Genomic DNA, 13255 nt, shown 5'->3' on the forward strand with positions numbered 1-13255 from the left:
TCAGATCACCGAGCCACGGGCCGCGATGCCGCCGTCGATCGTGACGACAGTGCCCGTGATGTAGCCAGCACGCGGGGAGGCCATGAAGGCGACGAGATCGGCGCATTCGCGGGCTGTGGCCGGGCGCTTACCCGGATACTTGTCGAAAAGCTCCTCCCAGCGCGCGGCATCGCCCAGCATGTCCACGGCCTTGGTGCGCATGATCTTCAGCATGCGGTCGGTGGCGACGGGACCGGGATTGATGCCGATGATGCGGATTCCATCGTCCAGGCTGCGGCCGCCGATCGCCTTGGAGAAGGACATGAGGGCGGCGTTACCCGTCGAGCCGGCGAAATACGCGGCGTCCCAGTTTTCCCCGGAGTTGCCGATGACGTTGATCACCACGCCGCCGCCCTTCGCCTTCATGCGAGGATAGTAGAGGCGGGTGAGGGTGATGTAGCCGAAGACCTTCAGGTCGAAGCCATTGCGGATCGCCTCGTCAGTGACGGAGGCAAGGGTGCCAGACGGGATGTCGCCGGCATTGTTCACGAGGATGTCGATGTCGCCCACCGCTCCGGCCAGGGCTTCCATGGCCGGGGTGCTGCCGAGGTCGGCGGCGTGGACCGTGACCTCAACCCCGTGCTCGGCCCGGAGGCGCGCCGCGGCCTCCTCCATGGCGGCGCCATTTCGAGCGGCGAGGTGAAGATGACAACCCTCTTCCGCCAGTACTTCGGCGCAGGCGAGGCCGATGCCCTTTGAGGCGCCGGTGATCAGGGCGGTCTTGCCGGTAAGGTCGAGCTTCAAGTTCTGGCTCCGCTGGTCAGTATGCAACAGGGAGCAATTTGCATACCAAAGGCTCACTCGAAGGCGGCGATAAAGTCGAGGAGGTTGTCGCCCAGCAGGCTGAGATGCGCGCGCATAGCGGCATGGGCACGCTCAGGGTTCCGGGTGACGATGGCATCCATGATCTCCGCGTGCTCCCGGATCGTGTCCCGGATACGATCGGGCATGCGCGTGACGCGGCGGCGGTAAGTCGCCACGCGGTTACGCAGCTTGCGTGTTTCCTCGGCTAGGAAGACGTTACAGGACGCTTCGTAGATCGCCTCGTGGAACTCCTGGTTGACGTCGTAGAAGGCGTCCGGCCCGGCCTCGGCGGCAGCCTCGAGGCGCAAATGGATGGTGGCAAGTCGTTCTATCTGGCGGGCCGACGCCCGCCGGGCGGCCAGGCGAGCGCAAAGCCCCTCTAGTTCCCCCATCACCTGGAACATCTCGACGAGTGTATGGACGCCGATTCTGCGGACGAGGGCGCCTTGCCGGCCGCGCAGCTCAACCAGCCGGTCGGAGGCAAGCAGACGGAACGCCTCCCGGACCGGGGTGCGCGAAATGCCGAAGCGCTGGGCTACTTCCTGTTCATCCAGGCGGCTGCCGGGATCCAGCCGCCCCTCGGCGATCTCCGTCTCCAGCCGGCGACGCAGGGCACTGGCCAGTGTCTCGCCCCCGGTGGCCAAAAGCGGCTGCTGCTCTGTTTTCGACGCGTTTGCTCGCGAATGTGGCTCGGCCCTGCTCATATGTGTGCAAGCTCCCAGTCTTTGTATTCATCAGGCCGGTCCCGTGCGGTAGCTTTTCGGGACGCCGTATTCCTCATCTGCCAGGAATTCTCGCTTCTGGCACGAGGGTTGCTGAGCCTGGGCGATCCTGGCTGCCTTACAAGGAACCGGAACGCTTGACTGAAACCCCCACCGAGACGGCTCGGCTGCTGGAGCTCCGCGGGATCGACAAGACCTTCGGAACGGTTCAGGCGGTGCGTGGGCTGACGCTGAGCGTCCCCGCCGGCGAATTCGTCACCGTCGTCGGGCCGAGCGGTTGCGGCAAGAGCACCCTGTTCAACATGGTGGCCGGACTGGACGAGCCCGACCCGGGCGGCGTGCTGCGCTTCAAAGGGCGTAGCTGCCACGCGCACGAGTTGCTGGGCCGGGTCTCCTTCATGCCGCAGCGTGACCTGCTGCTGCCATGGCGGAATGTCATCGACAACGCGATCATCGCCAACGAGATCGAGGGCGCCGACCGCAAGACCGCGCGTGCGAGGGCGCTGCGAATGCTGCCCGAGTTCGGTCTTACCGGCTTCGAGGCGCAGTATCCTCACCAGCTCTCGGGTGGCATGCGCCAGCGCGTGGCACTGATGCGCACCTTCATGTTCGAGCGCGAGCTGATGCTTCTGGATGAGCCTTTCGGCGCACTGGACGCGTTGACGCGCAGCATGATGCAGCGCTGGCTTCTCGATGTATGGGAGCGGCACCGCCGGACGGTACTCTTCATCACCCATGACGTGGACGAGGCCATTTTCCTCGGCGACAGGGTGCTCGTCATGACGGCGCGGCCGGGCTCCGTGAAACTGGCGCGGCCAGTTGACCTGCCTCGGCCACGATCGGCGGAACTGGTGACCTCGCCCGAGTTCATCGCGATCAAACGGGAGATCCTCGCGGCTATCGAGGAAGAAAGCATGAAGTCCTTTATGGCCACGGGCATGAGGGCGGCATGAGCATTGATGCCGCCGAGCGTGAGGCGCGTGTCTCCCTGGCCGCCTGCTACCGGCTCGTGGCGCGCTTGGGCCTGGACGACATGATCTACAACCACATCTCGCTGCGCGTGCCGGGGCAGGAGGATCATTTCCTCATCAATCCCTATGGCCTGCTCTTCGAGGAGATTACCGCCTCGGACCTGGTGAAGATCGACACGCAGGGTCGTAAAATCGACAAGTCGCCCCACGAGGTAAACGTCGCAGCCTTTGTGATCCATGCGGCGCTCCATAAGTCATGCGCCGAGGCAGCCTGCGTGCTGCATACCCATTCGGATGCGAGCCTCGCCGTCTCCGGCCAGCAGGAAGGTCTTCTGCCGCTCAGCCAGTTCGCCATGCGCTTCTACCAACGACAGTCATTCCACGACTACGAGGGGGTGGCGATCGACCTTGATGAGCAGGAGCGCTTGGTGCGCGACCTCGGCGACAACAAGGTGATGCTGATGCGCAACCACGGCATTCTCACAACCGGCCGCACGCCAGGCGAGGCCTTCATGCTGCTTTACTACTTCGACCGTGCCGCCCGTATTCAGCTCGACATGCAGGCTGCAGCTGCGGCCGGTGCGAAGCTGGTGATACCGCCGCATGAGGTCTGCGAGAAGGCCGCGCGCCAGTTCTGGGAACAGCAGGGCGATATCCTCGTGCCCGGTGAGCGGGAATGGCCCGCGCTGCTCCGCCAACTCGACCGTACCGACCCATCCTACCGCAAGTGACCTTAGCCAAGGAGCCCGTTCCGATGCAGAGGCGTACCCTTCTCGCTGCGGCCGCAGCGGCGCCCGCCATCCTGCCCTTCATCGCCCATGCTCAAGGCACGCAGAAGGCGACCCTGCGGCTGAAGTGGCTTGCGCAAACGCAGTTCGCGGGCTTCTACCTTGCGAAGGCCCGCGGCTATTACGAGGCCGAAGGCATCGACCTGACCATCAATCCCGGCGGGCCTAACCTGCTGACAGAAAACCTTGTCGCATCCGGCGCGGACACCTTCGGTCTCTCCGGCGGCACGGACAGCGTCTTCGCCGCGCGGGAGAAAAACCTTCCGGTCGTTTGCGTCGGCGTCGCGCACCAGCAGACGCCCTTCGTCTTCGTTTCCCGCGCCGACGGGCCCATCCGCACAATCCAGGACTTCAGGGGCAAGACGATCACCACCTGGTTCACCGGCGCCAACTACGTGCTGCTCGGCATGCTCGCAAAGGCGGGTCTCAAGCCCGGCGACTTTACCATGCAGCCCCAGCAGGTGTCGGTCACGCCGTTCGTGGATGGGCAGGTCGATGTGGTCACCGCCACCCGCTACAACGAGTTCTACACCCTGATGACCCGCATGGGCCGTGAGAAGCTGCGGACCTTCGTCGCCGAGGACCAGGGCATTACCTTCCCGCGCGACACGCTGATCGTGAGCGAGACGACCGCGCGGCAGAAGCCGGAGATGGTGCGGGGCTTCCTGCGTGCGTCGATCCGCGGCTGGCGGGATGCGCTGAAGGACCAGAAGGCGGGGGTGGATGCGGTAATGGCCGCGGCGCCTTCGCTTAATCGCGACCACCAGGAGTTCATGCTGGTCGAGGCCGGCAAGCTGATGACGGCCGGGGCCGCCGCGCAGCAGGGCCTCTTCTGGATTGACGAGGCAGCGGTGCGTTCCGCCCACGACTTTCTGCGCGAGTACGAGGTGATCAAGGCGCCGATCGACCTTGCCAAGGCTTATGACGGTAGCTTCCTCGCTACGATACCTGCCGCGGACCGGATGGCTTGAGTGCGGCGCTCGCACTGACGGCGCGACGCGGAGCAGCGGGTTGGCGCTGGGCAGCCCCTGCACTTCTCTGGCTCGGCCGGTTGATCCTGGGCCTCGCGATTGCCGCCGCTGTGTGGGAGGGGGCCGTGCTCGCCTTCGCCATCCGACCCGAATACCTGCCGCGGCTGAGCGCCATCCTCGCGACCATCGCGGCTACCCCGGAAGCCTACGTCGCAGGCTTCCTGCGCACCTTGTTAGAAACCCTCATCGGTTTCGCGGCGGGAGTTGTGGTGGGCGTGCTGAACGGGATCCTCTTCCTGCGCGCCCCTGTGCTGCGGGACATGCTTTTCCCGATTTTTGTCGTCTCGCAGACCATCCCGGTCATCGCTTTCGGCGCGCTCGTGGTGCTCTGGTTCGGCAATACGCTGCTGGCTAAGGCGGTGATTGCCTTCTACCTCACCTTCTTCCCGGTGACCGTGAACACGCTCCTCGGTCTTCAATCCGTTGATCCCCGGCAAATTGCGCTCCTTCGCAGCTTCGGAGCCAGCGGACGGCAGTTGCTGCTGCGGTTGATGCTGCCCGCCGCGCTGCCGCAAATCTTCGTCGCCCTTCGCCTTGGTGCATCGCTCAGCCTGGTGGGAGCGATCGTGGGCGAGTGGTTCGGAGACACGACCGGACTCGGCGTAATCCTGCTGCAGGCCATGTACACCGAGCAGGTGACGGTGATGTGGGCCGCCATCCTCTGCGCAGCCTTGCTAGGCACCGGCTTCTACGCGGCCGTTTCGTTGGCCGAGCGCTGGCTGGTCTTCTGGGGTGCCGAGCAGTGAGTCGTGAAGCCCTCCGGGGATTGCTCGGTGGCGCACTCCTCGTCCTCCTTTGGGAGGGCGTGGCGTGCGGCTTTGCGCTGCCCTCATACACCCTGCCTGCGGTCAGCGAGATCTTGGCAAGCATCTGGGTGCAGCGTGCCAACCTGATCACGGGCGGCGCGACCACGCTGCTCGAAGCGCTCGCTGGTTACGCCTTCGGCACAGCCATCGGGATCACGCTCGCCACCGTCATCATCGTGTTGCCGTGGTCGCGGAGCGCGATTCTGCCCGTGGTCATGGCCGTGAATTCGGTGCCGGTTGCGGCCTACTCGCCGCTCGTGCTCCTTTGGTTCGGCATCGGTGTATCCTCCAAGATCGCTCTCGTGACGCTTGCGGTAGGCTTCACCGTCTTCCTGAGTGCGCTCGCGGGCTTCGACCGGGTGGACCGGCGGAGCGTAGACCTGCTGCGCAGCTTCGGTGCCGGCCAAGCCTCCGTGCTGTGGCGGCTTCGCCTTCCTGCGGCGCTGCCATTGATCGCCGCCGGTATGCGCGTCGCGACCGTTCGCAGCCTGATCGTCGCAATCGTGACGGAGATGCTGGGTGCTCAGAGCGGTCTCGGCTGGATCATATACCAGGCAGTCGTGGGGATCGATTTCGTCGGGGTTTGGTCCGCCATCTTCGTCGCTTCCGCCCTCAGCCTCGCCTTCTTCGGAGTTATTGGGTGGATCGAGCGCAAGGTGATCTTCTGGCGATGACCCGTGAGATGCATTTGGGCCTGTTCCTGCTGGGAACGGGGAGCCACGTGGCAGGCTGGCGCTACCCGGGGGCGGTAGATAGCTTCCAGGACATGGCCGCGCTGCGGAGGATCGCCGAGACAGCGGAGCGCGGGCGCTTCGACATGATCTTCATGGGCGACAACCTCTATGCCGAGCCGGCCGCCCATCCGTCCTATACGCTGCGTCTCGAACCGCTGACCATGCTTTCGGCGCTGGCTTCTACGACGACCCATATCGGCCTCGGCGCGACGGTGGCGACCACCTACAGCGACCCCTTCACGGTAGCGCGGGCCTTCGCCTCACTTGATCATATCAGTGGTGGCCGCGCCGCCTGGAACGCCGTGACCGGAGCGAGCCCTGCTGCTGCACCGAACTTTGGCAAGCTTCACCCTAACCATGCGGAGCGGTACGCCATCGCGCGTGAGTTCCTGCAGGTCGTGAAGGGGCTATGGGACTGCTGGGCGGATGATGCGGTGGTTGCTGATCGGGAATCGGGACGCTACATCGACTCCGCCAAGGTCCGACCGTTGAACCATGACGGGCCGCACTTCAGGGTAAAGGGGCCGGTGAATATCGGCCGCTCGCCGCAGGGCCATCCGGTGGTGCTGCAAGCTGGAGGATCGGAGCCGGGCCATGCCTTGGCCGCCGAGACCGCCGATGTTGTCTTCTCCGTGGTCCAGGATATCGAGGAGGCGAAGGCGCAGTACGCTTCCTTCAAGGGCCGCCTTCCAGCGCTCGGCCGCAGGCCCGAGGACGTAACAATTCTACCAGGGGTCATGCCGGTGGTCGGGCGCACGGACAAGGAGGCCTTCGAGAAGCTCGCCGTGCTGCAGGACTATGTGGACGGCGGCAATGCGCGCCAGCTGCTCAGCGACCGGTTCGGCCGGGACATGAGCGCCTACGATCTGGACGGACCAATCCCAGATATCCCACTGCCGGATACCTACCACAGCTTCGCGACGGTCATGCTGAGCAAGGCTCGGCGCGAGGGGATGACACTACGTGATATCTACAACCTGATCGCGGCAGCGCGGGGGCATTGGGTGCTCTGCGGCTCAGCCGAGAATGTTGCCAACACGCTGGAGCGGTGGTTCACCGAACGCGCGGCGGATGGGTTCAACGTGATGCCGCCCTACTTCCACGAAGGTTTTGAGGACTTCGTCGACCTGGTCGTGCCTATCCTGCAGGAGCGTGGCCTGTTCAGGAGGAACTATGCAGGCATGACCTTGCGTAGCAACCTCGGCATTTCCCGTCCGCCACGTGTCTGAGGGCGCACGCGTTGGCGATGGTGGGGCATGGCCAATCTGCCGCCGGCGGGGCAGGCGGCGGGCGATGCACTAGGCCACGGCGTCGTAGCTGCGCGTGTACATCTCCCGGACGTGGACAGCCACGGTATCGGGCCTGTGGCCGGCTGGCTCACCAGGGGCGAGTCAGTTGAGAAGACAATCCATGAGAACGTCCAGGTTGTCGTTGAAGAAGCAGCGAGTGGAGTACCGCTCTCACCTTGGGCATCGTGAAGGTGCCTGCAGGCACTCAGGCTTTGCCCTGCACTGGCATGCCGGCGGATTTACTCCCCCCTCCGGTATCAGCCGGCCGCGCGCTAGAGTCGTTGTCTGTCGCCTCGTCAAGAGCGCGCCTGGCGAGTAACGGCCGACCGATGGTCTGATGCGGCGGGCGCGCTCCGGGAGTTTCACCGCCGCTTGGCCCCTACTTCGCGCCGCCGGTCGGCGTGTTGCGCTGAGGCGAGGAGTGCAAAGAAGGCCCAAGTAGTCGCCATGCCCGTTCAAACGGCATCTGCCGAAACAGTTGCTTCGCCTTGGAACGATATAATCGTCAAAGGAGCTATTTTCTTTGGCAATCTTTCCTCGACAAGGAGTCATAGCGGAATCAGGTTCTTAGGGCGTCTCCTTCACGAGGAATTTGACCTTTGCCTGCCCGTCCACTTCGGAGCCACCAGCGTGAGGTCGCCGCGATCGTTGCTGCGATGGCAACCGGCGAGGCCGGAGGGACAAGGGATATCCTTGCGGCCGTCACCCCTGGCGGAGGAAAGTCGCTCCTCCCGGTAATTGCCGCACGTGCCCTGATCGGCGCGGGGATGTGCGAGCGGGTCTGCTGGGTCGTGCCGCGGGATAGCCTTCGCCTGCAGGCAGAGGAGGCTTTTGCCGATCCGATGTGGCGAACAGCGCTCGGCCACAATCTGTCCGTCCGGGCGGCGGAGAACCTGCCGGGAGATCCCTGCCGTGGGCTCGCCGGATACGTCACCACCTACCAGGGGATTGCCGCCGCGCCGGACCTGCATCTCGCGGCCTTCAGGGCCCATCGCTACCTCCTCGTGGTGGACGAGGTGCATCATCTGCCGGCGCTCGGCCAGGTCGAAGCGGGCGCGGGGCACGATGCACAAGGCGAGGCGTCGGCGGCGTGGTCCGCGGCGATCGAGCCGCTGCTCGCTCTCGCCTCGGCGCGGCTGCTGCTGTCGGGCACCCTGGAGCGAGCTGATGGGCGGCGGATCCTCTGGCTCCCCTACCGGGCTGGAGTAGGAGGGCGGCAGGAGGTGGACTTGGCGGCACCAGACTGGGCGGTGGTGGGCTACAGCCGCGCGCGCGCCCTGGCCGAACGCGCGGTCCTTCCGGTCGCCTTTGGCGCCTTGGATGGCGAGGCCGCCTGGCTGGGCCCCGAACCCGAGGGCGGCGGCGAACGGCCGCGCCTGGGGCCGCACCGGCTGCGTGCCGTGGCGCCGAACGAATCGACCAGACCGGCCCTGTTCACCGCGCTCCGCACCGGCTTCGCCACTGGCCTGCTGCGGCGTGCCTTCGAGGCGGCGCGCAGCGTGCGGGCGGAACGCAGGGGGCTGCTCGGCCCGGACGCGGTGCGCGGGCTGGGCAAGCTCCTGGTCGTCGCGCCAGACCAGATGCAGGCGCGGCGCTACCTCGATATCCTTCGCGGCTGGGTGCCCGCGGCACAGGCTGGCAGCATGGCGCTTGCTGTCTCGGAGGAGCGCGGCGCGCACGAAACCCTGGCCGCGTTCCGCCTCACGGCCGATCCTGCAGTGCTCGTCACCGTTGCCATGGCTTATGAGGGGCTGGACGCGCCAGAGGTCTCGGTGGTGGCAGCGCTGACTCATGTCCGCTCCCGGCCCTGGCTGGAGCAAATGGTCGCGCGGGCGACGCGCGTGGACCCGAATGCCGGTCCTTACGAGAGGCAACGCGCCCTGGTCTTCCATCCCGACGATCCACTCTTCGCCCGCTTCCGCTGGCGGATGGAGCGAGAGCAGGGGACGCGTGCAAAGCCACCTCTGCCACCGCGACAGGCAAGGCTGGCACTGCCCGGCTGGTTGGAGGAGGAGATGGCGGAGGCGCGCGAGCGTCACGGCATCGTGCCGCTTGAAAGCAATGCGCTCGCCCTTCGTCTGAGCACCCTGCGACCCGGCCCTGATCTCGCTGCGGGGCTTGCGGCCGCACGCGAGCCAGACGCGCAAGGCGAGTTGCTCGAACCGCCCTCTGCGGCGGAACGGCGCCTTCGGCAGCGCCTCGCCGAACTCGTCGCCGCGCAGGCAGTGGAGGACGGGCAGGGAGGCGGCCCCGATGCTTCTGTTTCACCAGCACCCGTCGCGCCACGCGGGACTGGCTTGTTCCACGCGTACAACGCGGTGCTGAAGCGTGCTCTCGGCGGGAAGCCGCGGGCAGAGATGGAGCTTGCGGAGTTGGAAGCGGCGCTCGAATGGCTGGGACGCAACCGACTGCGTGACCACCTGCACCTATTGGAAGGTGACCACCGTTACGGGTGGGCGGCAAGGCGCCGCGGTGAGTGGCGACCGCCGGTCGGCCGGCCTGCAGCGCTCTGGGGCGGCGGCAGGAAGGTTGCGGATCACCGAGGGACAACGAAGAGACGCGTCGGACCGACAGGTGGCTGACGCAAATCACTTCCACTTTCACAGATGGGCGAGAGCAATGCGCCGACGCCATAATTAGTCATCCCCGCCGGGCGATAAACAACATGGATTAGAGTCACCTGCTGCTTGCCAGTGAAGGGTGTCGCTGAACGACACGCCCGGAGTTCTGCATACGCCCGCACCTGCCGATCCACTGCCTGGAAGATGGTGCGCATCATATGCGTCTTTCAGCTTGCGACTTTGATGCAGGCGTGGCGTTCCAGCACAGAGCGCTGTCCGAATCCTCCTGTCCGGAGCAGTCATCGCAACAAATCTCTGTGCTGACGACACGTTGTCGGGGTGCGCGTGCATGACGGGTGTGCGGCCATACAGCCGCTCCTGATCTTGGACGACACCGGAGTGGATGCATGAGGCGTGCAGTGATAAGCGGAGGCAAGGGTCTTGCCCTTGCCGCGATCGGCTTGTTCGCGGCAGTGGAGGCGCGGGCTGCCGATGCACCTGCTGGTGCCGCCTGCCTGTCCGATGCCTCGCGTGCGGCCGCCGCGCGGGAGCGCGCGCCGGAAGATCAGCGCGGTCATCTCGACGAGCTGATCGCGACCGCCGAACGTGCTGCCCGCGACAAGGACGGTGAGGCCTGCAGACGTGCTGCCGACGACGCGCTGCGCACGGCCGGCCTTCCGCCGCTCGCACCCATTCTTCTCTCCACCAGCATGGCCGGTGAGCGCCGCGGTGCAGAGGCGGCAGTCCCGCCGCCGCCCCGCCACAACAGGGCGCGCAGCAGCAGGCCGCCGCACCGGCTGCAGCGCCGGCACCGCCACCACAGCAGCCCGCGCCAGCCGCTCCTTCGCCATCCGCTCAGGCATCGGCTCCCGCTCCTGCTGGAGACGCCGCTCCCTGGCTGATCACCGGTCGGGAACTGCTTGGCAAGCGGGTCGTGGCGATGTGCAACTACGGCACGGAACTCGGGACCATTGAGGATCTCGTGGTCTCTGGCGCGACGGAAGGCCGGGTTACCTACCTCATCGTTCGTCCGGCCGGTGCGCGCGGCGGAGCTGTGGCCTCCCTGTTTGGAGCGGCGGCCGACGTGATCGTGCCCTTGCAGGCGATGCGCTTCAGCGGCCAGACCGATGCCGTACGCCTTGATGCCACCATTGAGAAGCTGCGTGATGCACCGCGCTTCAGGGCCGAGGATGTTCGTCGTCTTCAGGACGATCCGACGCTAGGCCGCGCGCTGGCTGTCTACTACGGCGTGGAGCAGGCGCCAGCCGAGCAGGCCCCAGCGCCTGCCCCCACGCAACAGGCCGCGGCGGCACCTCCTCCCGCGGCCGCGCCGGCGCCGGCACCGGCACCGGCACCGGCCGGACCGACGAACCAGAGGGTAGTCGCGCCAGCCCCAGCCGCCCCGGCGGGAGGAGCGAGCCAGCCCAGCCCACCCGCCCAGCAGGCCGATGCTGCGCACGGCAAGACCGTGGCCAGCCGCGTCTGCACGGCTTGCCACAGCCTTGATCGGGGTGGGCCGGTGCGCGTGGGACCGCCGCTCTGGGGTGTGGAGGGGCGTCAGGTCGCCTCCGTGTCCGGCTTCAGCTACTCGGGCGGGTTGCGTAACCGCGGCGGCACTTGGGACGACGCATCGCTCGATGCGTTCCTCAAGAACCCGCGCGGCTACGCGCCGGGCACGCGGATGGCTTATCCCGGCATTCAGAACAACCGCGACCGCGCCGACGTCGTCGCGTTCCTCAACACGCTTCGCTAGGGCATCGGACGATGGCAGCGCCACCCAGTCATTGCTTCAACCGTCGCGGCTTTCTCGTGTCCACGGCGGCAACACCACTGGCCGGACTCGTCGGTCAGGCTGAGGCACAAACACCGCCCGCTGCACCAGCAGCCCCGCCGGCAGGCCCAGAGCACGCGCCGCCGGCAACGGAGCAGGGCGCCCGGATTTTCCTGAACAACCCAGAATCGGACATGCTGACCGCGCTGGTCGACCGGCTGATCCCGGCCGGGGAGGGCGGACCGGGCGGCGTCGAGTCCGGTGTCGTCACCTTCATCGATCATCAGCTGTCCGGTACCTTCGGCGCTGCGAGCAACTGGTACATGCGCGGCCCCTTTGCGGAGGGAAAGCCAAGCCAGGGTTGGCAGTACGCGCTGACGCCGGCCGCCATGTACCGCCACTCCCTCGAAGCGCTGAACCGCGTCGTGCGGGCGGAGAGCGGCAAGGGTGTTGCCGAATTGGATGAGGTGCAGCGTGACGCGCTGCTGACGCGGATGGAGAAGCAGCCTTTCGATCTCAACGGGCTCTCCTCCTCCGTGTTCTTTGGGCTGCTGTTGAATAACACCATCGAGGGCTACTTCCCGGACCCGCTCTACGGCGGCAACCGCGGTGCCGCCACCTGGAAGCAGATTGGCTATCCCGGCGCGAACCCTGTGCGTGGCGACCTAGTTACCGACAAGACCCCTTACGACGGCGATCCCGTCTCGATCGGATAGAGGAAGAACGCCGTGAAGGAGATGCCGAAGGCGGACGTCGTGATCGTGGGAATGGGCTGGACAGGTTCCATCGCCGCCCGCGAACTTGCAGCCGAAGGATTGCGCGTGGTTGGGCTGGAGCGCGGCGGCTTCCGTGACACCGCCAGCGACTTCCCTGCACCGAACGTGCTCGATGAGCTGAAATACTCCCTCCGCGGAGCCCTGTTCCAGGATCTTTCGCGGGACGCGCTGACTTTTCGGAACAACCCCAACGAGGCAGCGCTGCCGATGAGGAGGCTCGGTGCTTTTCTCCTGGGGGACGGGCTGGGTGGGGCTGGCGTTCACTGGAACGGGCAGCACTTCCGGTTCCTGCCAGCTGACTTCCAGATGCTGAGCCACAACAAGCAGCGCTACGGCGACGGTGCGATCACCGATGACATGACGATCCAGGATTGGGGCGTCACCTACGAGGACATGGAGCCGCATTACGACCGCTTCGAATATCTTTGCGGCACCTCCGGCAAAGCGGGCAACCTGCGCGGCCAGATCCAGGAGGGCGGCAATCCCTTCGAAGGGGCGCGGGCCCGCGAGTATCCCACTCCGCCGATGGAGATGGGACTGGTGCAGCAGCGCTTCATGGAAGGCGCGCGCAAGCTCGGGTTGAAGCCTTACCCTCAGCCTTCGTCGAACCTGTCTCAGGACTACACCAATCCTGACGGCGCGCAGATGCAGGCCTGCACCTACTGCGGCCACTGCGAACGCTTCGGCTGCTACAACTGGTCCAAGGCGAGCCCGCTCACGACCGTGCTGCCGGTAGCGCTGCGTAACCCGAACTTCGAGCTGCGGTTGGGCTCCCGCGTAACCAGGGTGGAGCTCACCCCGGACAAGAAGCACGCGACTGGCGTGGTTTACGTCGATGCGCTGGGGCACGAGACGCGTCAGCCCGCAGACATGGTCCTGCTTTGCGCCTTCCAGATCCACAACGTGCGCCTGATGCTGCTCAGCGGCATCGGGACCCCCTATGACCCCGCCACGGGGTAGGGA

13 protein-coding genes are annotated in these 13255 nt (G+C 66.1%); 11 read left to right on the plus strand and 2 right to left on the minus strand.

Annotated elements, in window-relative coordinates; all coding sequences use genetic code 11:
* Both BO39_RS02090 and BO39_RS02095 read right to left on the minus strand, forming a co-directional pair.
* Positions 1-783, minus strand: a complete 783-nt coding sequence (locus BO39_RS02090) for an SDR family oxidoreductase (RefSeq protein ID WP_043829404.1) — start codon at positions 781-783, stop codon at positions 1-3.
* Positions 784-836: 53 nt separating this feature from the next.
* The gene (locus tag BO39_RS02095; RefSeq protein WP_052401319.1) at positions 837-1547 is read right to left on the minus strand and encodes a GntR family transcriptional regulator; all 711 of its coding nucleotides are present in this window, start codon (positions 1545-1547) and stop codon (positions 837-839) included.
* Positions 1548-1702: 155 nt separating this feature from the next.
* On the opposite strand from BO39_RS02095, the gene BO39_RS02100 reads away from it, so the two are divergent.
* From BO39_RS02100 to BO39_RS35120, 11 genes are all read left to right on the plus strand, one after another.
* Positions 1703-2518 (plus strand): ABC transporter ATP-binding protein, encoded by an 816-nt coding sequence (locus BO39_RS02100; RefSeq protein ID WP_043829408.1) that lies wholly within the window; start codon positions 1703-1705, stop codon positions 2516-2518.
* Complete coding sequence (locus tag BO39_RS02105; protein WP_043829410.1) at positions 2515-3267, plus strand: class II aldolase/adducin family protein; 753 nt, start codon at positions 2515-2517, stop codon at positions 3265-3267. Before BO39_RS02100 ends, BO39_RS02105 begins: the two co-directional genes overlap by 4 nt.
* Before the next feature lie 23 nt (positions 3268-3290).
* Positions 3291-4295 (plus strand): ABC transporter substrate-binding protein, encoded by a 1005-nt coding sequence (locus BO39_RS02110; RefSeq protein WP_043829412.1) that lies wholly within the window; start codon positions 3291-3293, stop codon positions 4293-4295.
* 125 nt (positions 4296-4420) lie between these two features.
* Entirely contained in the window at positions 4421-5101 is a 681-nt protein-coding gene (locus BO39_RS02115) for an ABC transporter permease (RefSeq protein ID WP_211257351.1), read from the plus strand.
* Complete coding sequence (locus BO39_RS02120) at positions 5098-5835, plus strand: ABC transporter permease (protein ID WP_211257352.1); 738 nt, start codon at positions 5098-5100, stop codon at positions 5833-5835. The genes BO39_RS02115 and BO39_RS02120 overlap by 4 nt, the downstream gene beginning before the upstream one ends.
* Complete coding sequence (locus BO39_RS02125) at positions 5832-7124, plus strand: LLM class flavin-dependent oxidoreductase (RefSeq protein ID WP_043829414.1); 1293 nt, start codon at positions 5832-5834, stop codon at positions 7122-7124. Before BO39_RS02120 ends, BO39_RS02125 begins: the two co-directional genes overlap by 4 nt.
* A gap of 659 nt (positions 7125-7783) precedes the next feature.
* Positions 7784-9766, plus strand: a complete 1983-nt coding sequence (locus tag BO39_RS02130; protein WP_245614893.1) for a DEAD/DEAH box helicase — start codon at positions 7784-7786, stop codon at positions 9764-9766.
* 386 nt (positions 9767-10152) lie between these two features.
* Complete coding sequence (locus BO39_RS02135) at positions 10153-10647, plus strand: hypothetical protein (RefSeq protein WP_156963380.1); 495 nt, start codon at positions 10153-10155, stop codon at positions 10645-10647.
* 14 nt (positions 10648-10661) lie between these two features.
* Positions 10662-11498, plus strand: a complete 837-nt coding sequence (locus BO39_RS29565; protein WP_281175520.1) for a c-type cytochrome — start codon at positions 10662-10664, stop codon at positions 11496-11498.
* Positions 11499-11710: 212 nt separating this feature from the next.
* A complete protein-coding gene (locus BO39_RS02145; RefSeq protein ID WP_052401321.1) occupies positions 11711-12232 on the plus strand; it encodes a gluconate 2-dehydrogenase subunit 3 family protein in 522 nt (173 codons plus the stop codon).
* Between the two features lie 21 nt (positions 12233-12253).
* Positions 12254-13252: an FAD-dependent oxidoreductase gene (locus BO39_RS35120; RefSeq protein ID WP_342666308.1), complete on the plus strand. Its 999-nt coding sequence runs from the start codon at positions 12254-12256 to the stop codon at positions 13250-13252.
* The last annotated feature ends 3 nt before the right edge of the window (positions 13253-13255 follow it).

Origin of the sequence: Roseomonas aerilata DSM 19363 (assembly GCF_000711725.1) — a bacterium.
Classification (GTDB): domain Bacteria; phylum Pseudomonadota; class Alphaproteobacteria; order Acetobacterales; family Acetobacteraceae; genus Roseomonas; species Roseomonas aerilata.